The following is a 23107-nucleotide window of genomic DNA, read 5'->3' on the forward strand; positions in this document are numbered from 1 at the left end:
GCCGTTCGTGCGGGTGCCGTGTTGCGCACACGCGCGTATCCATGGAGACGCTGTCACGCGCAACGATTCAACAACCTGCAGGGGACGAACGACCAGAAACGCACCCGGGCCTCGCCCGGCTGACGCATGAAAATCACGGACCCGGCACCGCATCCCCGCAGCACGAATCCCACGTATCTGGCCGGTATCCGGACTGACGAAACACCGCTTCGCCTTCCCGCGCGAGCGGCCTTGCGGCCGGCTTGCACAGTGGCGTGGACTGCGTAAAGCATGGAAGCGGTTTGCGGCATTCGTGCGAACGCCGCGCTCGTTGTACCGTTGCGGGTGCAGTTCAGGTTGGCCACGCCCGAGGCGGGATGGCTCCCTGATTCCCGTTTAACTGCGCGCGCATTATGAATCGCGCGCGCGAGCACCAGAGTGCGTGCGAGTGTAGGCGCGGGGGGCCCGTGCGTCAAGGAAGGCGTGGGAAGCCGCAAAAGCGTGTGCTATCGTAGCGCGCATCCGGCGCCCGCCGGAACGCGACGCTTTTGCTCGTTTTGCCCCTGCGGTCACGCCTTCGATCGACGCCCTCGCCGTGAATCCTGCCGAAAATCGCGCCTCGGGCGCAGCCTCATTCGAAGCCACGCCGGAACCCGCGCAGCGCGTGCCGCCGCTTGCGCTCGGCATCGGCTGCCGGCGCGGCGTGACGCTCGCGCAGGTCGAAGCCGCGGTGCGCGCCGCGCTCGGCGCGTGGCCGGTCGACAGCGTAACGGCCGTGGCAACGCTCGATGCAAAAGCCGGCGAACCCGGCTTGCAGGCGTTTTGCGCGGCACATGCGCTGCCGCTTCAGACGTACACGCGGGAGCAACTCGCCGCGACACCGATACTGGCGCCACCCTCCGCAGCCGCGCAAGCGCAGTTCGGCGTAGACGGCGTGTGCGAACCCTGCGCGCGTCTGGCGGCGGGCGGCGCTCCGCTCGTGCGCGGCAAGCTGGCGCTCGACGGCGTGACGGTCGCAATCGCAGGCATTCTGCCAAACGACGCAAATGCGGACGCGAAAGCGCCGCAACCAAACCAATCCCGATGATGAAAACCGATCCCGAATCGCACCAACGCATGACGCAACGCCGCCGCGAGGGCCACGAAAAGAAGCAGGCCGCCGCGACGCACGAAAAGGGCCTGTTGATCGTCAACACCGGCAACGGCAAGGGCAAGAGCACGGCCGCGTTCGGCATGGCCGTGCGCATGCTCGGCCACGGCATGAAGCTAGGTGTCGTGCAGTTCATCAAGGGCGCGCTGCACACGGCCGAACGCGATTTCCTCGGCAGCGTTGCGCACTGCGATTTCGTGACGATGGGCGACGGCTACACCTGGAACACGCAGAATCGCGACGGCGACATCGCCACCGCGCGCAAGGGCTGGGACGAAGCGAAGCGCATGATCGAGAGCGGCGAGTACGCCATGGTGATCCTCGACGAACTCAACACGGTGCTCAAATACGAGTACCTGCCGCTCGACGAAGTGCTCGGTGTGATCGCCTCGCGCGCGCCGCACGTGCACGTGGTCGTGACGGGTCGCCATGCGCCCGACGCCCTGATCGAAGCGGCCGACCTCGTCACGGAAATGCGCCTCGTGAAGCATCCGTATCGCGAGCAAGGCGTGAAGGCGCAAAAGGGTGTGGAGTTTTAAGCGCATGAGCGCAACGGTTGCCTGCCCCGCGCTCTTCATCAGCGCGCCCGCTTCGGGCCAGGGCAAGACCACGCTCACGGCTGGCCTCGCGCGACTGCATCGGCGCGCGGGCCGACGCGTGCGCGTCTTCAAGACCGGGCCGGATTTTCTCGACCCGATGATCCTCGCACGCGCGAGCGGCGCGCCCGTGCTCTCGCTCGACCTGTGGATGGTGGGCAAAGAAGCGTGCCGCGCCCTGCTCGCGCAGGCGGCGCGCGACGCCGACCTGATCCTTATCGAAGGCGTGATGGGCCTGTTCGACGGCACGCCGAGCAGTGCCGATCTCGCGACCGAGTTTGGCGTGCCGGTGGCCGCCATCGTCAGCGCGAAGTCGATGGCGCAGACCTTCGGCGCGATCGCGTTCGGTCTCGCGCATTTTCGGCCGGAAGTGCCCTTTCACGGCGTGCTGGCGAACCGTGTGGGCTCGCCGCGCCACGCGCAGATGCTGCAGGAGGCGTTGCCCGCCGACGTACGCTGGCTCGGGCATGTTGCGAGCGAAGCAACGATGGCGCTGCCCGATCGCCACCTCGGCCTGCATCAGGCCGCTGAGATCGGCGACCTCGACGCGCGCATCGAACGCGCCGCCGACGCGCTCGCGCAAACCGCGCTCGCCGAATTGCCGCCTGCGGTGGCATTCGCCGATCCTTCGCATGACGAAGCGATTGCGCACCGGCTCGAAGGCCGCCATATCGCCATTGCGCGCGACGCCGCATTCTCGTTTCTCTATCCGGCGAACATTGCGCTGCTCGAAACGCTGGGCGCGAGCGTGAGCTACTTCTCGCCGCTCGCAAACGAGCCCGCGCCCGCCAGCGCCGACGCGATCTTTCTGCCAGGCGGCTATCCCGAGCTACATGCCTCGACGCTCGCGCACAATACCCAGACCGCGAATTCGTTGCGCGCGCATGTATCCGCGGGAAAGCCGCTCGTCGCTGAATGTGGCGGCATGCTCTATCTGCTCGATGCACTGACCGACGTGGAAGGCACGCGCACGCCGATGCTCGGCCTGCTTCCCGGCGAGGCGGTCATGCAAAAGCGTTTCGCGGCGCTCGGCATGCAGCAGCTCGACGGCGCGCATGGCGCGCTACGCGGCCACACGTTTCACTATTCGCGCGTCGCCACGCCGCTGGCGCCCGCGCTCACGGCACACCACGCACAGACCGGCGCGCCGGGCGAGGCGCTGTACCGGCACGGCTCGATCGCGGCCACCTATATGCACGCTTACTGGCCCTCCAACCCGGCTTTCGCGGCCGCACTCTTCCATGGCACAGCCCTTTGACGAAGCCGAACGCGCGGCGGTCTACCGCGCGATTTACGAGCGCCGCGACATGCGGCACTTCGCACCGGGCCCGATCGATCTCGCGACACTCGCGCGCCTGCTCGACGCCGCGCATCACGCGCCGAGCGTGGGCTTCATGCAGCCGTGGCGGATCGTGCGCATCACGGACCATTCGGTGCGCGAGCAGTTGCACGCGACGGTCGAGCGTGAGCGCATTGCAACCGCCGATGCGCTGGGCAGACGCCGCGACGAGTTCATGAAGCTCAAGGTGGAAGGCATGCGCGATTGCGCCGAGGTGCTCGTGGTCGCGCTGATGGATCGCCGCGAAGCCCACGTCTTCGGCCGCCGCACGCTGCCCGAGATGGACCTCGCCTCCGTGGCGTGCGCGATCCAGAACATGTGGCTCGCGGCGCGCGCCGAAGGGCTCGGTATGGGCTGGGTGTCGATCTTCGACGTCGACGAGGTGCGCACCCTGCTCGCCATGCCGCCCGGCGCCAAGCCGGTGGCGATCCTCTGCGTGGGTCAGGTCGACGCGTTCTACCCGCAGCCGATGCTCGAAATGGAGAAGTGGGCCGAACGCAAGCCGCTTGGCGAATGCGTGTTCGAAAACCGCTGGCCGCAGGACGAGCCGGCGAGCGTGCCCGAAGCGGCGCCGGACACCCCCGGAAAGTTGCCCTGAACTACTGCTGATTGACGGGTGAGACGGAGAGCACTTCCGGCATGCCCGGCGCTTGATCCGCCGTGCCGGCGCTGACCGGACCCTTCAGCTTGACGCGCCATTGCGGCGCGCCCGCGTACGGCAGCCGCGCCAGTGCGCCCGCCACGAGATACGGCACGGCCTCGCGGGCGTCGGCGTTGCGGTCGCGCTTCACGGCGCTCACCTTGTAGACCTCGTTACCATCGGGCAACGCGAAAAAACGCAGCGTCAGCGTGTGCACGTAGGGCCGCCCGAACCATGGCAACGACGGTCCCTCGGCCGGCGCGCAGCCGGCGCCGCAGCTAGCGTCCACGACTTTCACCTCGGCGGGATGCGTGTCCCACGCCACCGAGACGAGATAGCGCGCCGCCTCGGGTGCGCCTGCCTTGAAGCCGCGCTGCGCGAGACCGTCGCTCAGCAACGCCTGGTACGGGAGGATCTCGCCCGCATCGGCCTGGGCCGGAGTTGGCGCAAAACGGTAGGTCGCGGGCTGGCTGGTCGCAGCCGTTGCGGGCAGCGCGCCTGTGGCCGCGACGTCGGTCGTCACGCCCGCGCATCCGGCAAGGGCGACGAGCATCGGTAGCAGACAGATCGACAGCAAAGTCTTCACGAAACACTCCATCGGGTTGCCGCCGGCATACGGCCAACGGCATTCGGGTTATTCATGCATGCATGCGCAGCAGGAACGACACGGCACGACTCAAACCGGCGCACCGATCGCGGGCAGCGACATCGTCAGCACGGTGCCCTTGCCTGGCTCGCTCTCCAGCAGGACGTCGCCGCCGTGGCGCGTCACGACTGTCTTCACGAACGCCATGCCGAGCCCCGCGCCGCTCACCTCGGGCCGCTGTTCCGCATGAAAGCGCTGAAACGGCTGAAACAGCCGCGCCTGATCTTCCTGCGCGATGCCGTAGCCCTGATCGCGAATCGAGCAGACCACGCGCGACGGAACGCGGTCGTCCAGCGCGACGGTGCAGACGATGCGCGTATCCGCAGGACTGTACTTCACTGCGTTGTTCAGCACGTTCACGAGCGCGCGCGTCATGAGCGAGCGGTCGGCGTTGATCCAGCCCATCTGCTCGCCTTCGAACACGGTGTCGATCTGGATGCGCTTCGCGTGCGCCTGCGGCCACACTTCGTCGCTCGCGTCGATCACCAGCTCCGCGAGGCTGGTGAGCTCGAGCGCGTACACCTGCGACTCGGCGCGCGCGAGCTGCACGAAGTCGTCGGCGAGCTTGAGCGAGCGGCGCGCGTAGCGCTCGATGCGCTCCATCACGCCGCGCACGGGCTCGGAGCCAAGCGTGCCGCGCTCGCGCTCCGTCTCGACGAGCGCGACGATCGAGGCCTGCGGCGAGCGCATGTCGTGCGACAGCAGGCGCAGCGCGTCCTCGCGCTGGCGTTCGGCGTCGTGCAGCTCCGTCACGTCGACGAGACCCGCGATCCAGCCCACCGCCTGTCCCTGCGCGTTCGTACAGCACGCGTAGCGCAGCAGATAGTCGCTGCCGTCGCGCGCGCGCACTTCCACGCCGCGTTCCATCAGCTCGGCAAACTCGTCGCGCGCCGGGTCGAGCGGCGCGGGCCAATGCGCGTGCGCAAACGCCATCGCGTCGGGCGACGGGTCGATCGGCTTGACGAGCGCGAGGTCGCCGAACACGTCCTGCATCCGGCGCCCTTCCGCGGCGCTCACGTTCAGGCGCTCGAGATACGCACGCGACGCATGATTCGCGATCAGCACGACACCGCGCAGATCGGCCACGAGAATCGGCTCCGGCACGGAATCGAGGCTATCCCATACGAAGCGGCGCATGTCCTGCAGCCGCTGCGCGGCCTGCGCCATGAGCGCCATTTGCTGGGCGAGCGCGTCGCCGGCGAATTCGCGGCGCGGCGTAGGCGCCTCGGGCAGCAGGTAGGGTTCGTCGGCAAGCTGGCGCAGTTCCTTGCGCAGGTAAGCCATCGTCATCTCGAGGCGGCGCCAGCTCCACACCGGATAGACGATGAGCAGCGCGACGATCGCTGGCACGGGCGGGAGCCAGAGGCGCACGTGCAGCATGCCCGCGCTCGCACCGAGCGACACGGCGATCAGGAACGCGAGCAGCAGCAGCGTGCGCAACGGCGAGAGCACGAGGAAACCCGCCAGCAGCACCGCGAGCGGCGCGAGCGAGGCAAACACGACCATGACCGGCGGCGCGGGCTGGATGGCGCTGCCGTTGAGCAGCGTGTCGAGCACGATGGCGTGGATGTACACGCCGGGTAGCGGCCCGAGCGTACCCGAGAGCGGCGTGGCGAAGCGGTCGTAGAGCCCCGAGGCCGTGACGCCGACGATCGCCACGCGCCCGCGCAACTGCTCGGGCGGCACGCGGCCATCGAGCACGTCGGCGAACGAGACCTTGTGGAACGCCTGGGAATTTGCGCCGAACGGAATCAGGAAACGCGCCTCGCTGCCCGGCGCCGCCGCATGCAGCACATCATCGCGCTGCGCGGCGGCGGGCATGCCGTGCGCGAGCTTCACCGCGCCGCTGCGCACGGCCCGCCAGACCGGCACCATCAGTTGCGGCCAGCGCTGCTGCGCGTCGCCTTCGAACAGCGCGACGCTGCGCACGATGCCGTCGCTATCGACTTCGAGGTTGATGTGGCCCATGCCGGCGACCGCCTGCGCGAGCGGCGCGACCGGACGCACGGCCTCGCGGCGGCCGGTGTCGTCGGCGGGCGTGAGCAGGATGGGGAGGAACGACGGGCGCGCGTGCAGTGCCTGCGCAAAGTGCGCGTCGTCGGGGGACGATTCGGTGAACAGCACGTCGTAGACGACGGCCGCGGCACCCGCTTTCGCGAGTTGATCGACGAGCCGCGCATGCAGCTCGCGCGGCCACGGCCAGCGCCCGAGCGCCGCGACGCTCGCATTATCGATCTCCACGAGCACGATGTCGGGCGACACCGGCAACGCACGCGCGGAGAGCAGGCGGTCATAGACGAGATGGTCGGCGCCGCTCGTGAGCCGCCAGAGCACGCAGAGCACGACCACGACCACGCCCGCGCAGCCCACGCCGGCCCATTCGAACAGGAAGCGTCGCCCGACGGAGCGGCCAAGGCGCGCGGGCGGCCTCACGCTCATGCGGGGCTCCACCTCGTCCGGCCGAGTCACCAGTCGAGCCTGAATGACTGGACCGGGCTGCCCTTCTGGTAGTAGTGGCCGTTGTCGAACTGCTCGGCGATCACCGTCCAGTAGTAGACGCCCTTCGGCAGGTCGCGCACGACCGCATCGCCCGTCGTGATGTCGGTACGGTCGATGAGCGGCGCGCGCAGATCGGACGTCGTGCCGAGCACGAAGCGAAAGCGCGTGTTTTGCGCGTTGCGGTCGATGAACCAGCGGAACGCGAAGTCGCGCGAGCCTTCAATGGGGCCGGCGCTCGTGCCCAGCGCGACGCGCCGGCGCTCGAACGCATACGAAACCGGCATGCCTTCGAGGCCGCGGGCGTCGATGGCGGAGATGCGTACGAAGTAGGTGCCGTCTTCGAGATTGGCAAACGACACGCGCGGGTCGGCGCTGCGCTTGTCGCGAATCATGTCGAGCAGGCCCGCGTCGCGGCCGATCTGCACGCGCCAGGCGCTCGCACCCGCCGAGGGCGCGATTTCGAAGGCGACAGCTTCGTCGTCCTGCACTTTGGACGGATGCAGCAGCTCGGGCGCGTCGAGCAGCGTGACGGGCGCGCCCACCGGCTGGCCCGCCAGCGTGAGGTTGCCGTGGTGCGCGGCGACGAGTTGCTCGGAGGCGCTGAGCGGGGTGCCCGGTGACGGCGGCCGCGCGAGCGCGCTGCGGCCGTTGCGGGCCACCGAGTCGGCGTCCACGCCCACTGCGCCGTCCAGCACCTCGACCGCCGTCGCACCCTTGTCGCCGTCGTAGCTCACGCGAAACTGCGTGCCGCGCACACCGGCCACCACGGAAGGCGAGCGGATCTGGAAGCGATCGTCCTTCTTCGTGGCATGCGTGACCTCGTTGCTCACCTCGCCGTGATGGAGATCGACGATGCGGTCGGTCGCGCCCGTGAGCGCCGTTTGACGCAGCGTGGCGAGGTCGAGCGAGGTATCGGGCGGCAGGGCGATATGCGAGCCATCGGCCAGTTCGAGGGTGGCGAAACCGTTGTGGCCGGTCTGCACCCGGTCGCCTTCGACAAGGCTCGCGCCGACGGTGAGCGGTAGAAGCGGGCCGGTGCGGAACGCATGCTGCACGGGACCGTTCGCGGCGATCACCTTCGCGCTCAGGCCATCCTGGCGCAGCAGCGCGACCGGCACGCGCAGCGTCGTGCCCGGCCGGAGGTGGCGCGGCTCGCTCACATGATTGAGGCTCGCGAGCTTCTTCCAGTCGGCGGGATTGCGCAGGTAACGCGTGGCGATGTCGTAGAGCGAGTCGCCGGGGCGCGCGACGTAGGGGGTCATCTCGGGCGGCTGCGCCGGAGCGTTCTCGCGCGCCTCGGCGCCGCGGGGAAGTGCAACGAACGCAAGCGCGAAAGCAAGGAACGGCGCCGCGGTGGCGCGCACCGCACGCGCGCCCCTCACGCGCTGTCCCCCTCGATACGCTCGAGCCGGTAGCCGTAGCCGTAAATCGGCGTGAGGCGATAGCCGTTCTCGGGACGCAGGCCGAGCTTCGAGCGCAGCATGGAAACGTGCGTGTCCATCGTGCGCGAAGGAATGTCGTCGGACTGCTTCCAGATCACGTCAAGGATGTGCGCGCGAGACAGAGGACGGCTCAGATGCTGAAACAGCAGCAGCGCGAGTTCGAACTCCTTCTGCGTGAGCGCGACGTTGCGGCCGCTCACCGAAGCCTGGCGCGACTTCAGGTCGAACTCGTATTCGCCGAAGGTTTCCTTGAACGCGGGCGTGTGCAGTTGATAGGCGCGGCGCAACAGCGAATTGACGCGGGCGATCAGCACCGGCGCCGAGACGGGCTTGACGACATAGTCGTCGGCGCCGGCGTTGAGCATTTGCGCGATGTCGGCCTCGCGGCTGCGGCTCGTCATGAAGAGCACCGGCAGGCGCGTGGAGAGGCTCTGCCGCACCCAGTGCAGCACCTCGTCGCCCGCCATGTCGGGTACGTTCCAGTCGAGCACGAGCATATCGAACGTCTGCCGCCGAAGCTGTCTGACGAGCTCGCTACCCTTGGCGAACGCGTGGCAGACGTGGCCCGCAGCGCTCAAGGCCTGGCAGACGAACTCTGTCTGCGCTGCATCGTCATCCAGTACTGCAACTCTCATAGCACCCCGCAACCAGGTTTGTTCTTCATCGTCCTGCGATGGACTGCTTCCCTGCCGCACCGCGCTGCCACCAGGACCATTGCCTGGCGGGCGCTGGCGCGCGCTTCGGCGCCGGATCGTGGGCCACCCGCCCGGGCCCCGGCTCTGGGCCTGGCGGCACGCGGGACCCGCCGCGCACCAAAGCCCGCTACTCTCGCCGCGTCTCGAAAAAAATGCGAGCGCGAGGCCACGCTCGACTTCGGTGAACAGATCGCTCTCATGTTAATCACTCATGGTAGTCGAATTTGCCGTCGTTCGAACCGGGCCTGGCCGCCTCGCCCGCAACTGACGGCGATTGCGCGAGCAGCGCGGTCAGGTGGGAGTGCACGTGCTCCCATGCCGCGTGTGCATAGTCCGGCTGCAAGGCCGCGCGCGACTGCGCCATCACGAACACGCGCAGTACCGTGGACGAACACTGTGTCAGACGCTCGGCCGCGCCGAAACGCGAAAGGTGCAGCGCCTCGCTGAGCCACGGGAGTTCGGCCGCGCAGGAGTCCGCGTAGGCTTCCATCGCGGCGCGCGCATGCTGGTCGCGCGCGAGGTCGAGCTCGATGCGGTCGAACTCGCGGCCACCGTCGGGGCCGTCCGCGCGCGAGCCCGGTGGAAAACGCTTACGGCCGGATCGGAAAAACATGTAGCCCCCGTGAAGACAAGCAGGCAGAGCAACAGAAGTGAAGCGGCCAGGCGTTTTTTCGCGGACGCAACAACGTCGAGCCGCTCGCAATGCGCGAAGCGGCAAAAAGAATGCGTTCTCAAATGCGGAAAAAAATGTGGCGACGGCCGCGTGCTACGCACTGCGTGGTCTCCGGATTCCGCCCCCGGAGTCGGACCGCCAGCGCAGTCATCGTCGTACGCGGCGCGAGCCCCGCTGCCAGCGTCACCGCCCGACGCTGTCAGCGGGCCGCAGCCGCCTCCCTGCACGACGAGGCACGTGCCGCCATCGCCACGTCCACCTCAAAGCACTGGTTTTCCCAGCGTTATCCGGCGAACTCGGGTTCGCTCTGACTTCCTCTTGCTGACTGCGTCGCCAGGTCCCGAGCGAGCCAGCCCCCGTAGCGGAAATCCGTTGCCAGCGGCGCATGCGCGAAGCTCGCGTGGCGCTGGCGGCGTGCGGCCGTGCTTGCACTTGCCGCGACGACGTATTCTCACCTGGGTGCCGTGAATTTACTGTCAGGGATTGTTAAATCTGTCAGAGCCGATGAAAAGCAGTGAACAGCCGGGCAGATGGCATGGCTTGGGGGATGGCTCCAGCGAGCCCGCGTAACGCAGCGCATGCCCGTCACGCGCCCGGATTGATTCGCAATCCTAACTCTCAGCCGGAAGACGGCAGCGGCGGGATTCCCGCCATGGAGATATCCCGCCGCCGCAGCGAAGCAAGTCAGTATGCGTTAGTGCTCGGATTGCCGGTCATTGCCCCGTTCGCCACCCTGGGGAGCATGCCCGCCCTGACCACCACCCTGAGGCGGCGCAGCCGGCCGCCCCTGCGGCTGTTGAGGTGCGGGCGGGCGCATGCCGGCCTGCGGCTGTTGAGGTGCGGGCCCAGGCGCGCGCATGCCGCCCTGCGGCTGGGGCTCCGGCGGACGCGCATAGCCCTGCGCGGGCGCGCCGGCGGGCGGCCGGCCGCCGAACTGCTGCTGCTCGGGCGGATGCCCCGCCTCGTGGGGACGCATGGTGCCCGGTTGCTCCCCGTTGCCGGGCGGGCGTTGCGTCCCGGGCGGCGGTGCGCCGCGCATCGGCTCATCGGGTCGCGAGGGACGCTCGCCACCGCCAGGCGCAATGGCGGACGGCCGGCCCGGCGCACCATGCCACGCCGGCGCTGCCGGCGGGCGGCCGCGTTCGGGCGGCGGCACGTGCTCCCAGCGATGCTGTTCGCCATACCACGGCCGGTCGCGATAGAAGCTGCCCCAGTAGGCGCCCAGCGAGAACGCCACGATCGGCAGGCCGATCTGCGCGCCATAGTCGGTGAGCGGCACGTAGCTGCCCTGATACGGATAACTGAGATACCCGCCGTAGACCCAGCCGCGCAGACCGGGCACGGTGACGTCACACCACGAATAGTCGCCCACGCAGCCCATCACGGTGACGGGCTGGCCGGGTCCCAGTTCGGCTACGACGGGATAGTCGCCTGAAGGCCCCGCGTACAGATCCACCGGTTCGCTCGTGTAGGCCGCGGATTGCGCGCTGGCGGCGGACGACGCGAGCACGAGACCGGTTGCGAGGCACGCGCCGGCGAGCGCAGGTAAGGCCGCGCGCAGGCGCGTGTTGAAGCGCTTGGACATCGTTTCTCCCTGTTCCAGCTAGTTTGTTTGCCGCTGCGCAATTGCCGTGCCCGGCCCGTCGTGACGACGATTCGAGGTTATTCGTTTTCTTCGAAGTAATGCCCGAACTTGACCTGCTTGGTGCGGATATAACGCTCGTTTTCCTCGCGCATCGGGATCGCGAGCGCCACGCGTTCGATCACCGGGAGGCCGTGCTGCCTGAGCGTGTCGAACTTCTTCGGATTGTTGCTCATGAGCTTCACCGACGACACTTTCAGCAGGCGCAGGATCGCTGCCGCCGAATCGTATTCGCGCGCGTCGTCGGGCAGACCGAGATCGAGGTTCGCCTCGACGGTGTCGCGGCCCTGCTGCTGGAGCTGGTACGCGCGGATCTTGTTCGACAGGCCGATGCCCCGGCCTTCGTGGCCACGCAGATAGAGCAGCACGCCACGGCCTTCGGCCGCGATGTAGCGCAGCGCGAGGTCGAGCTGCTCGCCGCAGTCGCAACGGTAGGAACCGAACACGTCGCCGGTCAGGCACTCGGAGTGGAGCCGCGTCAGCGTAGGCTCGCCGCTGCCCACGTCGCCCATGACGAGCGCGAGATGCTCGGCGCCGCCGTCCTTCACCCGGTAGACATAGGACTCGAACGTGCCGTAGCGGGTCGGCAGCGTGGCGGTCGCGTCAAGCACGACGCATTCGTTGGCGTTGTCGCCGTCCGCACAGGACGACTCAGGAAGCGTAGGCATGATTCTCGAGCAAAAACTGGCAAAACCGGCAAGGGGCCGGGTTGAGGTTCGGAACCGGAGTTTACCGCCATTTGCTCCACCCCGCCGCCCAGCCCAGTAGGGGAGGCTCGGCCCGCGCCGCATGCCCTCGGCATAAATGGTGCGACCCCCGCGCATACCCCGAGGACGCACGGCACGCCAGCCGCCTATACTGAAATGGCTTTCCAATGGCTTGACGGGCGATACACCCGGCTTGCCGCACCGCGCAATGACTGGACAACCAGAAGGACGAAGAGGGTCGCCCTATGACAAGCGTTGCACAGGTACTCAAATCGAAACCGGAACAGGTGGTGTACACGATCGAAGCCTCCGATTCCGTCTACAACGCAATCCGCCTGATGGCCGATAAGCAGATCGGCGCGCTGCTCGTGACCGACGGTCCATCGATCGCCGGCATCGTCACGGAGCGTGACTACGCGCGCAAGATCGTGCTGATGGACCGATCTTCGAAAACGACCGCCGTGCGCGACATCATGAGCACGCACGTGCGCTTCGTCCAGCCGGAGCAGACCACCTACGACTGCATGGCGCTCATGACCGAGCGGCGCATGCGTCACCTGCCCGTCATGGACGGCGGCAAGCTCGTGGGAATGGTGTCGATCGGCGACCTCGTGAAGGAAATCATCGCCGAGCAGAAGTTCACGATCGAGCAGCTTGAGCACTACATCACCGGCGGGACTGGCGCCTGACGTAACGCGCCCGCCCCACCAGCCCACCAGACGTGAAAAAGCGCCCAATCCCGACGGGGTTGGGCGAAGCCACCTTTCGGCGGCGGAGGTTCCACGCATGAAAAATCGCGCGATGGTTTGCGCGGGCGGCGTGCGACAAAGGCGGAACGCTGTCCGCCTTCGCCAGTATGGGTTTAGAGCTTTGCTGGGTGGGGGCGCTGCCGGGTCAACTTACGCGTGCGTCCGTGCCTGCTCGCAGCGCCCTGGCACCGGTTTGCGCTGGAACGGCCAGCCTCGGCCGATCGATGTCGCCCGGTCACCCGCTTAGTTGCCGAAGTACACCGACTGCGACGGGCGCACCGTGGCCGGCTGGCCCGACTGCGCCGAACCGGAGGTCGACGGGCCATAGCCGCTCGTTTCGGCTGCCGGCGCTTGTTGCGCCAACCCTTCCTGCTGGCTCACGCGGGCTTCGGCGGCCTGGATGTCGCTCGGGTACGTCGCGTCATTGGCGGTAGCCGGGTTGTAGCCGGCCTTCTCGAGCTGGATCAATTCGGACTTCACTTCGGCGCGTGTGACCGGACCGTTGCCTTGCACCTGGGCAAACGAAAGGGCCGGAGCAGCCACGAGGGCGGCGACGAATGCGGCTTGAATCAGGGTACGGGATTTCATGTTCATTACCTCCATCACTTGTTTTATTCCGACGGCGGTGTCTGCTTGCATCGCCGAACCAGTGATTTCAGTGTATTGAGACAGGAGCCCAGGGGAAACCCTAATTTTGGGAAAATACACTTTCAATCGCGGCAACAATGCCGCGCGCATGCGATATCGGCCGAACGCCTTGCGGCGCGGCGCTTCCCGCGGATTTCGCCGGAGCGCTCGTGCCAGTCACAGCGGGGCGACGCTGCCGTCCAGCAGCTTACGTGGGCCGCTCACGAACCGGCTGCCCCGTTCGTAGAAACGCAGCGGCCGGTCCATCTCACGCGAGAGCCCGATGCGTGTCGTCACGCCCACGGGCCGCTCGGGTTCGTCCACGCGGCCGATCCAGAGTCCGTGCCCGCGGCACAGGTCCACGCCGTCGAAGGCCGCCGCAATGCCGAACGCCTGCGAGAGCCGCCCCGGCCCGCGCGCGAGATCCCGCAGCGGGACGCCGGGGCGCAGCGCCTCCATCGCGCCGATGCCTTCGAGCGGCTCCAGCGCGCGAAACAGGATGCCCGCGCCCACGTCCACGGCTTCGCTCGACATGTTGAACATCCAGGCGCTGCCGTAGGTCAGCCGCACGTGGGCATGACCGCGCTCGAGGAACATCGCGGCGTTATAGGGCCGGCGTCCGATGTAGGCGTAGCTCGTGGAGTCGCCCACGGGATACGCTTCGACTTCGACGAGCCGCCCCACCATGCGCCCGCGCGCCAGGTCGCGCACGAGATATTTGCCGACCATGAAGCGCGCCAGCTCGGCGGTATCGAGCGGCAGGTCGTGGCGGTGCAGTGGCAGTATCGTCATCGAAGCGTTCTCGGGGTGGTCGGGGTGGTCGGCGTGGGCATCGCGGTTTCGCGGACCGGCAGAGTGTAGCGCTGGCCGCGCCCAGCTACCGCTCATCCACGGCTTAGCCACGCGCAGCCGGCCATTGCGCTACCATCGTCCGCATATCCGCGCGAACGGTTCGCGCTACCCAAGGAGCCGTACGATGAACGAACAAAGCGCGATTCAATTCCTCACGACCGTGCGCAAGCCCCTGCTCACGCTGCACAAGGCGATTCTCGACCACGAGCGCAAGGACTACGAACGCGAGTTCGGACCGGTCACGCCGGCGGCCTTCCTGCAGGTGCTCATCAACGGCTCGGGCTTTCGCTGGCTCATGCCGCTCTCGACGGTGATCGCCAACGTCGACGAAACGCTCGACGCCAAGGATGCGAGCCCCGACGATCGCATCGGTGCGGCGCAAGGCGTGGCCGCACTCTTCTCCGGCGAGGAATCGGCGGAGTTCTACGAGCGCTATCAGGCGTTGCTGCAGGCGAGCCCCGAGATCCTGCACTTGCACGGGACCGTCGCGCCGCTCCTCAACGCCCTGAAGAACTAAGCGTTTCTGGCGCGCGGCGCCTTGCGAGGCGCCGCGGCCACCGTGGCCTCGGCTGCTGCGCCGCCGCGCTTGCCCTTCGCGGCGGAAAGGCGTCGCCACAACGTCGTCTTGCTGATGCCGAGCATCTCGCACGCGCGGTCGCGATCGCCGTTGCAGGCGTCGAGCGCGGCGCGGATTTCATCGGCTTCGGTGTTGAGGCTGCGCTCGCGCAAGGTGAGCGCGCCCTCGCCTGCCGTCGTTGCCGCGCCACTCGCAGCACGGCGCGACTCGAACACCTCCGGCGCGATGGAGCGCAGCACGTCGGGCGTCAGCACGTCCTCTTCCGAATCGGCCAGTTCCACCACCATCCGCTCGACCACGTTCTGCAACTCGCGCACGTTGCCGGGCCATGCGTGCCGCGCGAGCGCGCCGCTCACCCGTGCGAGCGTGCGCGACGCGTCTTCGGGCGTGCGGATACGCACGGCCACGCGCGGCTCGCGGCGCGAGGCCTGGAACAGCAGTTCCGACGCCAGCAGCGCGATGTCGGCGCCGCGCTCGCGCAACGGCGGAATGGCGAGATTGAGAATGTTCAGGCGATAGAAGAGATCCGCGCGAAACTCGCCCGCTTCGATCTGCTCGGTGAGCGCGCGGTGCGTGGCGGCGACCACGCGCACGTCCACGCGCGTGGGCTCGGTGGCGCCGAGGCGCACCACCTCGCGCTCCTGCAGCACGCGCAGCAGGCGGCTTTGCAACGGCAATGGCATCTCGCCGATTTCATCGAGAAAAAGCGTGCCGCGGTGCGCGGCCTCGATGAGCCCCACCTTGCCGCCGCGCCGCGCACCCGTGAACGCGCCCTCCTCGTAGCCGAACAACTCGCTCTCCAGTAGCGCCTCGGGAAACGCGCCGCAATTCATCGCGACGAACGGAAAGTCGCGCCGCGGGCTCTCGCGATGAATGCCCTGAGCGATCATCTCCTTGCCGGTGCCGCTTTCGCCGCGGATCAGCACCGTGGCGTCCGACTTCGCATAGCGCCGCGCGAGCTGGCGCACGCGCTCGATGCCGGGCGTCGCGCCGCTCAGGTCGTCCAGCCGGTAGCGCGCGACGAACTGCTGCGTGCGCTGACGCGAGCGCAGCGTGCGGTCGAGCCGCTCCACCGCACGCGACTCCTGAAACGTGAGCACGGCGCCTGTCGTCACGCCGTTGTCGACGAGCGGCCCGCGATGCACGACATAGCTCACACCGCGCACGGTCTCGAGCGATTCGCCATCGGCTTCGGGCAGCGCGAACGCGATGTCGGGCGCGAGCGCCGCGAGCGACTGGCCCGCGGCCGCCGCCGGATCGATGCCGAGCACGGCCGCGAGGCGCTGGTTGATCGCCTCCACGCGGCCGCGCGCATCGAGCGCGACCACGCCGTCGCGCAGGTGTTGCAGCACGCTGTCGAGGCGCTGCCGACGCTGCGTTTCGCGCCAGGTGGCTTGCACGAGATCCAGCGCGTTGTCGAACGCCGCGCGCACCGAGGGCCGCGAGTAGACGAAAAACGGCACGAGCCCGAGCCGGGCCGCGAGATCGTTGACGAGGCCCGGCCCCACGACCGCGCCCACGCCGCGGTCGCGCAGGTCGAGCACGCAGGCCTCGGCGTCCTGAACCGTGCGGTACTGGCCGAACACCACGTCGATGCCATAGGCGCTGGCAAAGCGCCGTACTTCCACAGGCGTCTCACCGTAGGTGACGAGCGCGACGAGATCGGCCTCGCGCCGCGCGCGGGCTAGCGCCTGCATCACGTCGAAGCCGGTGGGCTGCACGAGCACTACGGGCAGGTCGATACGCGCTTTCAGATAGGTGCCGTTCGAGCCCGCCGCCACCACCACATCGGGCCGCTGGTTCGGCCCCGCGGCGGCGAGTTCGGCCACCGCTTCCTCGAAGCCGCGCGGCACCACGCGCAGGTCCGCGAGCTCGTCGTATTCGCGGGCGATGTCGCGAAACAGGTCGCGCAGGCGGCTGATACCCATGGCCCAGACACGCGGGCGGATCGCGGAGGAAGCGGGAGCGGGAAAGCGGTTCATGATGTCCAACGATACGGTCGTGACGCCGGGGACGGTGCAGCCGATAGCCGACCGTCAGCCAGATTTCGCATTATCGCGCGCCGATTTCATTTTTGAAATTGTGATTTCACCATGGAAATCGGGGCCCGCTACCGGCACAAGCGATTCCAGCGCAAAATCAACGCGTTAGCCTCCTGGCGCGGAGCTGGCACGCTATCTGCAGTATCAGGCGGCGATTCAATTGGAGACATCCCGCATGAACAACAAAATCCCCGCCAGCGCCGGCGCGAAATTCCGCGCAGCCGTGGCTGCCGAACAACCGCTGCAGGTCGTCGGCGCCATCACCGCGTATGCGGCCAAGCTCGCGCAGGCGACCGGCTTCAAGGCCGTCTATCTTTCGGGCGGCGGCGTGGCCGCCAACTCGCTCGGCGTGCCGGACCTCGGCATCAGCACCATGGACGACGTGCTGATCGACGCCCGCCGCATCACCGACGCCGTCGACATTCCGCTGATGGTCGACATCGACACCGGCTGGGGTGGCGCATTCAATATCGCGCGCACGATCAAGTCGTTCATCAAGGCAGGCGTGGCCGCCGTGCACCTGGAAGACCAGGTGGGTCAGAAGCGCTGCGGCCATCGCCCGAACAAGGAAGTCGTGGGAACCGACGAGATGGTGGACCGCGTGAAGGCCGCCGTGGACGCGCGCACCGACGACGGCTTCGTCATCATGGCCCGCACCGACGCGGCCGCCGTGGAAGGCATCGACGCCGCGATCGAGCGCGCCGTGGCTTACGTGGAAGCGGGCGCGGACATGATCTTCCCCGAAGCGATGAAGACGCTCGACGACTACCGCCGTTTCCGCGCCGCCGTGAAGGTGCCGATTCTCGCCAACCTCACGGAGTTCGGCTCGACGCCGTTCTTCACGACCGAAGAACTGAAGAGCGCGAACGTGGATATCGCGCTCTACTGCTGCGGCGCGTATCGTGCGATGAACGCTGCCGCGCTGAACTTCTACGAGACCGTCAAGCGCGACGGCACGCAAAAGGCCGCCGTCTCGACGATGCAGTCGCGCGAAGACCTCTACCGCTACCTCGGCTATCACGCATACGAAGACAAGCTCGACGCGCTCTTTGCCGCGAAGAAGTAAATCCGCCCACCATATAGTTCACAGATACCTGGAGAGAGGAAGACACCATGAGCGAAGCAGAAAACACCACGCAAGCCGCTGGCGGTTTCAAGCCGAAGAAGTCCGTTGCGCTGTCAGGCGTCGCGGCGGGCAACACGGCGCTGTGCACCGTGGGCCGCACCGGCAACGACCTGCACTACCGCGGCTATGACATTCTCGACCTCGCCACCGCGTGCGAATTCGAAGAAGTCGCGTACCTGCTCGTGCACGGCAAGCTGCCGAACACGTCCGAACTGGCCGGCTACAAGGCGAAGCTCAAGGCGCTGCGCGGCCTGCCCGCCAACGTGAAGACGGCCCTCGAAGCCGTGCCCGCCTCGGCGCATCCGATGGACGTGATGCGCACCGGCGTCTCGATTCTGGGCACCGTGCTGCCCGAGAAAGACGACCACAACCTGCCGGGCGCGCGCGATATCGCCGACCGCCTGATGGCTTCGCTCGGCTCGATGCTGCTGTACTGGTATCACTTTTCGCACAACGGCAAGCGCATCGAAGTCGAAACCGACGACGACTCGATCGGCGGCCACTTCCTGCACCTGCTGCACGGCCGCGCGCCGTCGAAGTCGTGGGTCGACGCGATGCACGTGTCGCTCAACCTGTACGCCGAGCACGAGTTCAACGCCTCGACGTTCACGGGCCGCGTGATCGCGGGCACGGGCTCGGACATCTACTCGGCCATCACGGGCGCGATCGGCGCGCTGCGCGGTCCGAAGCACGGCGGCGCGAATGAAGTCGCGTTCGAGATCCAGTCGCGCTACGAAAACGCCGACGACGCAGAAGCCGATATCCGCGCACGCGTGGAGAAAAAGGAAGTCGTGATCGGCTTCGGCCACCCGGTGTACACGATCTCGGACCCGCGCAACAAGGTCATCAAGGAAATCGCGAAGAAGCTCTCGAAGGAGCAGTCGAACATGAAGCTGTTCGACATTGCCGAGCGCCTCGAATCGACAATGTGGGAAGTCAAGAAGATGTTCCCGAACCTCGACTGGTTCAGCGCCGTGTCGTATCACATGATGGGCGTGCCGACCGCCATGTTCACGCCGATCTTCGTGATCGCGCGCACCGCCGGCTGGAGCGCGCACATCATCGAGCAGCGCATCGACAACAAGATCATCCGCCCGAGCGCGAACTACACGGGTCCGGAGAATCTGAAGTTCACGCCGATCAGCAAGCGCTGATCGCCGGAGGCGATGCGTCGTAGCGTGACGACGTCGCCTTCGATCCTGCGCATCGCCGCTTACAATCCATTTGGTCCCCAAGCCGTGAATACCGCCTACCGCAAGTCCCTCCCGGGCACCCGGCTCGATTACTTCGACGCGCGCGAAGCCGTCGAGGCCATCCAGCCCGGCGCCTACGCCACGCTGCCGTACACCTCGCGCGTGCTCGCCGAAAACCTCGTGCGCCGCTGCGACCCGGCCACGCTCACCGCCTCGCTTACGCAGCTCATCGAGCGCAGGCGCGACCTCGACTTTCCGTGGTTCCCGGCGCGCGTGGTCTGCCACGACATCCTCGGGCAAACCGCACTCGTCGATCTCGCCGGCCTGCGCGACGCCATTGCCGACCAGGGCGGCGACCCCGCCAAGGTGAATCCGGTCGTACCGGTGCAACTGATCGTCGACCACTCGCTCGCCGTGGAATGCGGCGGCTTCGATCCGGACGCGTTCAACAAGAACCGCGCGATCGAAGACCGCCGCAACGAAGACCGCTTCGACTTCATCAACTGGACGAAGAAGGCGTTCAAGAACGTCGACGTGATTCCTCCGGGCAACGGCATCATGCACCAGATCAATCTGGAGAAGATGTCGCCCGTGATCCAGGCGCGTGACGGCGTGGCGTTCCCCGACACCTGCGTCGGCACCGACAGTCACACGCCGCACGTCGATGCGCTCGGCGTGATCGCCATCGGCGTGGGCGGCCTCGAAGCCGAGAACGTCATGCTCGGCCGCGCCTCGTGGATGCGCCTGCCCGATATCGTCGGCGTGGAGCTGACCGGCAAGCGCCAGCCCGGCATTACCGCCACCGACATCGTGCTCGCCCTCACCGAGTTCCTGCGCAAGGAAAAGGTCGTGGGCGCCTATCTGGAGTTCCGTGGAGCAGGCGCATCGAGCCTCACGCTCGGCGACCGCGCCACGATCTCCAACATGGCGCCCGAGTATGGCGCCACGGCCGCGATGTTCTTCATCGACGACCAGACGCTCGAGTATCTGCGTCTCACGGGCCGCGACGAAGAGCAGGTCAAGCTCGTCGAAACCTACGCGAAGACCGCGGGCCTGTGGGCCGATACGCTCGCTAACGCGCAATACGAACGCACGCTGACGTTCGATCTTTCGAGCGTGGTGCGCAACATGGCCGGCCCGTCGAATCCGCACAAGCGTCTGCCCACATCCGCTCTCGCCGAGCGCGGCATTGCAGGCAAGTGGGAAGAAACGCCGGGCCAGATGCCCGACGGCGCGGTCATCATCGCCGCCATCACGAGCTGCACGAACACGAGCAACCCGCGCAACGTGATCGCCGCCGCGCTGCTCGCGCGCAACGCGAACGCGCGCGGCCTTACGCGCAAGCCGTGGGTAAAGAGTTCGCTGGCGCCGGGATCGAAGGCCGTCGAGCTTTACCTCGAGGAAGCCAACCTGCTGCCCGATCTGGAAAAGCTCGGCTTCGGCATCGTCGCGTTTGCATGCACCACGTGTAACGGCATGTCGGGCGCGCTCGACCCGAAGATCCAGCAGGAAATCATCGACCGCGACCTGTATGCGACCGCCGTGCTCTCGGGCAACCGCAACTTCGACGGCCGCATTCACCCGTATGCGAAGCAGGCGTTCCTCGCCTCGCCGCCGCTCGTCGTCGCGTACGCGATTGCGGGCACGATCCGCTTCGACATCGAACAGGACTCGCTCGGCACGGACAAGGACGGCAAGCCCGTGTACCTCAAGGACCTCTGGCCGAGCGACGAAGAGATCGACGCCATCGTCGCGAAGAGTGTGAAGCCCGAGCAGTTCCGCAAGGTGTACGAACCGATGTTCGCGGCCACCGCGGTAACAGGTGAAACGACCGACCCGCTCTACGACTGGCGCGCGCAAAGCACCTACATCCGCCGCCCGCCGTACTGGGAAGGCGCGCTGGCAGGCGAGCGCACGCTCAAGGGCCTGCGCCCGCTCGCGGTGCTCGGCGACAACATCACGACCGACCACCTCTCGCCCTCCAACGCCATCCTGCTGGACAGCGCAGCGGGCGAGTACCTCGCGAAAATGGGCCTGCCCGAAGAGGATTTCAACTCGTACGCGACGCACCGCGGCGACCACCTCACGGCGCAGCGCGCAACTTTCGCGAACCCGACGCTCATCAACGAGATGGCCGTGGTGGACGGCGCCGTGAAGAAGGGTTCGCTTGCGCGCGTCGAGCCGGAAGGCAAGGTCACGCGCATGTGGGAAGCCATCGAAACCTACATGGAACGCAAGCAGCCGCTCATCATCATCGCGGGTGCGGACTACGGCCAGGGTTCGTCGCGCGACTGGGCGGCCAAGGGCGTGCGTCTCGCGGGTGTGGAAGCGATCGTAGCGGAAGGCTTCGAGCGCATTCACCGCACGAACCTGATCGGCATGGGCGTGCTGCCTCTCGAGTTCAAGGCGGGCACGAACCGCACGACGCTCGGCATCGACGGCACGGAAACGTACGACGTGATCGGCGAGCGCACGCCGCGCGCCGACCTCACACTCGTGATTCAGCGCAGGAACGGCGAGCGCGTGGAAGTGCCGGTCACCTGCCGACTCGATACGGCCGAGGAAGTGTCGATCTACGAAGCCGGCGGCGTGCTGCAGCGTTTCGCGCAGGACTTCCTCGAATCGTCACAGGCAGCGGCATAAACGGGAAACGGGCGGCGCAGCGCTCACACGCGCGCCGCCCTTCGTTTCAGGACAACACATGGCACACGTACCCCAGATCAAGATTCCCGCCACCTATATCCGCGGCGGCACCAGCAAAGGCGTGTTCTTTCGCCTCCAGGATCTGCCCGCTTCGGCGCAGCAGCCGGGCGTTGCGCGCGACAAGCTGCTCATGCGCGTGATCGGCAGCCCCGACCCGTACGGCAAGCAGATCGACGGCATGGGCGGCGCGACGTCGAGCACGAGCAAGACCGTGATTCTGGCGAAGAGCAGCAAGCCCGACCACGACGTCGACTACCTGTTCGGCCAGGTCGCCATCGACAAGGCCTTTGTCGACTGGAGCGGCAACTGCGGCAATCTCTCCGCCGCCGTGGGCCCGTTCGCGATCAGCGGCGGCCTCGTCGACCCGAGCCGCGTGCCCGACAACGGCGTGGCGACCGTGCGCATCTGGCAGGCCAACATCGGCAAGACCATCATCGCGCACGTGCCGATGACGAACGGGCACGTGCAGGAGACGGGCGATTTCGAACTGGATGGCGTGACCTTTCCCGCCGCCGAAGTGCAGCTCGAATTCCTCGACCCGGCCGCCGAGGAAGAGGGCGCGGGCGGCGCGATGTTCCCCACCGGCAATCTCGTTGACGACCTCGAAGTGCCTGGTGTGGGCACGCTCAAGGCCACGATGATCAACGCGGGCATCCCGACGATCTTCGTGAACGCCGAGACCATCGGCTACACGGGCACGGAATTGCAGGACGCGATCAACAGCGACGCGCAGGCGCTCGAAAAATTCGAGACGATCCGCGCGCACGGCGCGCTGCGCATGGGGCTCATCAAGCAACTCGACGAGATCGCCACGCGCCAGCACACGCCGAAAATCGCCTTCGTGGCGAAGCCGGTGGGCTATACGGCGTCGAGCGGCAAGCGGGTGGAAGTCGGCGATGTGGACCTGCTGGTGCGCGCCATGTCGATGGGCAAGCTCCACCACGCCATGATGGGCACCGCGGCCGTGGCGATCGGCACCGCGGCGGCCATTCCCGGCACGCTCGTGAATCTCGCGGCGGGGGGCGGCGAACGCAGCGCGGTGCGCTTCGGGCATCCGTCGGGCACGCTGCGCGTAGGCGCCGAGGCGCGTCAGGTAAACGGCGAATGGACGGTCACGAAGGCCATCATGAGCCGCAGCGCGCGCGTGCTGATGGAAGGCTGGGTGCGGGTGCCGGGCGACGCGTTTTAAGCAGCGGTTTTAGGAAGTACGCGGTTTGCGACGATGAAAAA

Annotated in this window: 21 protein-coding genes and 1 riboswitch; of the genes, 11 read left to right on the plus strand and 10 right to left on the minus strand. The window is 67.3% G+C overall.

Annotated features, from left to right (window positions below; translation table 11 throughout):
* Nucleotides 1-161 precede the first annotated feature (161 nt).
* Nucleotides 162-432, minus strand: a riboswitch (cobalamin riboswitch).
* 142 nt (nucleotides 433-574) lie between these two features.
* The 4 genes from AB3X98_RS26035 to bluB are packed head-to-tail and all read left to right on the plus strand — an operon-like array spanning nucleotide 575 to nucleotide 3662.
* Nucleotides 575-1066, plus strand: a complete 492-nt coding sequence (locus tag AB3X98_RS26035; RefSeq protein ID WP_256094833.1) for a cobalamin biosynthesis protein — start codon at nucleotides 575-577, stop codon at nucleotides 1064-1066.
* On the plus strand, nucleotides 1066-1668 hold the full coding sequence (cobO, locus tag AB3X98_RS26040) for a cob(I)yrinic acid a,c-diamide adenosyltransferase (protein ID WP_028205563.1): 603 nt from the start codon (nucleotides 1066-1068) through the stop codon (nucleotides 1666-1668). The genes AB3X98_RS26035 and cobO overlap by 1 nt, the downstream gene beginning before the upstream one ends.
* Nucleotides 1669-1672: 4 nt before the next feature.
* The gene (locus tag AB3X98_RS26045; RefSeq protein ID WP_368602856.1) at nucleotides 1673-2983 is read left to right on the plus strand and encodes a cobyrinate a,c-diamide synthase; all 1311 of its coding nucleotides are present in this window, start codon (nucleotides 1673-1675) and stop codon (nucleotides 2981-2983) included.
* Complete coding sequence (bluB, locus tag AB3X98_RS26050; RefSeq protein WP_368602855.1) at nucleotides 2967-3662, plus strand: 5,6-dimethylbenzimidazole synthase; 696 nt, start codon at nucleotides 2967-2969, stop codon at nucleotides 3660-3662. Before AB3X98_RS26045 ends, bluB begins: the two co-directional genes overlap by 17 nt.
* A gap of 1 nt (nucleotide 3663) precedes the next feature.
* Here the strand turns inward: bluB and AB3X98_RS26055 are convergent, their stop codons facing one another.
* The 7 genes from AB3X98_RS26055 to ribA form a co-directional block, all read right to left on the minus strand.
* Nucleotides 3664-4290 (minus strand): DUF4136 domain-containing protein, encoded by a 627-nt coding sequence (locus AB3X98_RS26055; protein WP_368602854.1) that lies wholly within the window; start codon nucleotides 4288-4290, stop codon nucleotides 3664-3666.
* Nucleotides 4291-4380: 90 nt separating this feature from the next.
* Nucleotides 4381-6789, minus strand: a complete 2409-nt coding sequence (locus tag AB3X98_RS26060; protein WP_368602853.1) for a CHASE2 domain-containing protein — start codon at nucleotides 6787-6789, stop codon at nucleotides 4381-4383.
* A 26-nt stretch (nucleotides 6790-6815) separates the two neighbouring features.
* A complete protein-coding gene (locus AB3X98_RS26065) occupies nucleotides 6816-8231 on the minus strand; it encodes a FecR domain-containing protein (RefSeq protein WP_368602852.1) in 1416 nt (471 codons plus the stop codon).
* On the minus strand, nucleotides 8228-8926 hold the full coding sequence (locus AB3X98_RS26070; RefSeq protein ID WP_368602851.1) for a response regulator transcription factor: 699 nt from the start codon (nucleotides 8924-8926) through the stop codon (nucleotides 8228-8230). Before AB3X98_RS26070 ends, AB3X98_RS26065 begins: the two co-directional genes overlap by 4 nt.
* 265 nt (nucleotides 8927-9191) lie before the next feature.
* The gene (locus tag AB3X98_RS26075) at nucleotides 9192-9599 is read right to left on the minus strand and encodes a hypothetical protein (protein WP_368602850.1); all 408 of its coding nucleotides are present in this window, start codon (nucleotides 9597-9599) and stop codon (nucleotides 9192-9194) included.
* Between the two features lie 754 nt (nucleotides 9600-10353).
* On the minus strand, nucleotides 10354-11244 hold the full coding sequence (locus AB3X98_RS26080; protein ID WP_368602849.1) for an SH3 domain-containing protein: 891 nt from the start codon (nucleotides 11242-11244) through the stop codon (nucleotides 10354-10356).
* Nucleotides 11245-11321: 77 nt separating this feature from the next.
* Nucleotides 11322-11969: a GTP cyclohydrolase II gene (gene ribA / locus AB3X98_RS26085; RefSeq protein WP_035513597.1), complete on the minus strand. Its 648-nt coding sequence runs from the start codon at nucleotides 11967-11969 to the stop codon at nucleotides 11322-11324.
* Nucleotides 11970-12253: 284 nt separating this feature from the next.
* Here ribA and AB3X98_RS26090 point away from each other — a divergent pair, with 284 nt between their 5' ends.
* Nucleotides 12254-12697, plus strand: a complete 444-nt coding sequence (locus tag AB3X98_RS26090; RefSeq protein ID WP_069266211.1) for a CBS domain-containing protein — start codon at nucleotides 12254-12256, stop codon at nucleotides 12695-12697.
* Between the two features lie 303 nt (nucleotides 12698-13000).
* Here AB3X98_RS26090 and AB3X98_RS26095 read toward each other — a convergent pair whose 3' ends face one another.
* Both AB3X98_RS26095 and AB3X98_RS26100 read right to left on the minus strand, forming a co-directional pair.
* Nucleotides 13001-13345: a DUF4148 domain-containing protein gene (locus AB3X98_RS26095; RefSeq protein WP_368602848.1), complete on the minus strand. Its 345-nt coding sequence runs from the start codon at nucleotides 13343-13345 to the stop codon at nucleotides 13001-13003.
* Between the two features lie 216 nt (nucleotides 13346-13561).
* On the minus strand, nucleotides 13562-14176 hold the full coding sequence (locus AB3X98_RS26100; RefSeq protein WP_342946598.1) for a DNA-3-methyladenine glycosylase: 615 nt from the start codon (nucleotides 14174-14176) through the stop codon (nucleotides 13562-13564).
* A gap of 184 nt (nucleotides 14177-14360) precedes the next feature.
* Between AB3X98_RS26100 and AB3X98_RS26105 the strand changes: the two genes are divergently transcribed.
* Nucleotides 14361-14753: a hypothetical protein gene (locus AB3X98_RS26105; protein ID WP_069266209.1), complete on the plus strand. Its 393-nt coding sequence runs from the start codon at nucleotides 14361-14363 to the stop codon at nucleotides 14751-14753.
* On the opposite strand, the gene prpR is transcribed toward AB3X98_RS26105, so the two are convergent.
* A complete protein-coding gene (prpR, locus tag AB3X98_RS26110; RefSeq protein WP_368602847.1) occupies nucleotides 14750-16795 on the minus strand; it encodes a propionate catabolism operon regulatory protein PrpR in 2046 nt (681 codons plus the stop codon). The two genes, AB3X98_RS26105 and prpR, sit on opposite strands and share 4 nt — an antisense overlap.
* On the opposite strand from prpR, the gene AB3X98_RS26115 reads away from it, so the two are divergent.
* The 5 genes from AB3X98_RS26115 (at nucleotide 16794) to prpF (ending at nucleotide 23066) form a co-directional block, all read left to right on the plus strand.
* The gene (locus AB3X98_RS26115; RefSeq protein ID WP_342946600.1) at nucleotides 16794-16964 is read left to right on the plus strand and encodes a hypothetical protein; all 171 of its coding nucleotides are present in this window, start codon (nucleotides 16794-16796) and stop codon (nucleotides 16962-16964) included. The genes prpR and AB3X98_RS26115 overlap by 2 nt on opposite strands.
* Before the next feature lie 66 nt (nucleotides 16965-17030).
* Entirely contained in the window at nucleotides 17031-17921 is an 891-nt protein-coding gene (gene prpB, locus AB3X98_RS26120; protein WP_368602846.1) for a methylisocitrate lyase, read from the plus strand.
* A 47-nt stretch (nucleotides 17922-17968) separates the two neighbouring features.
* Nucleotides 17969-19135 carry a 2-methylcitrate synthase gene (gene prpC, locus AB3X98_RS26125; protein ID WP_069266207.1) on the plus strand — a complete coding sequence of 389 codons (1167 nt, stop codon included), beginning with the start codon at nucleotides 17969-17971 and terminating at the stop codon, nucleotides 19133-19135.
* Nucleotides 19136-19219: 84 nt separating this feature from the next.
* Entirely contained in the window at nucleotides 19220-21817 is a 2598-nt protein-coding gene (gene acnD, locus AB3X98_RS26130) for a Fe/S-dependent 2-methylisocitrate dehydratase AcnD (protein WP_368603054.1), read from the plus strand.
* Nucleotides 21818-21875: 58 nt separating this feature from the next.
* A complete protein-coding gene (gene prpF, locus AB3X98_RS26135; protein WP_368602845.1) occupies nucleotides 21876-23066 on the plus strand; it encodes a 2-methylaconitate cis-trans isomerase PrpF in 1191 nt (396 codons plus the stop codon).
* Nucleotides 23067-23107 lie beyond the last annotated feature (41 nt).

The organism is Paraburkholderia sp. BR14312, from assembly GCF_040948675.1.
In the GTDB taxonomy this organism is placed as follows: Bacteria; Pseudomonadota; Gammaproteobacteria; order Burkholderiales; family Burkholderiaceae; genus Paraburkholderia; species Paraburkholderia nodosa_A.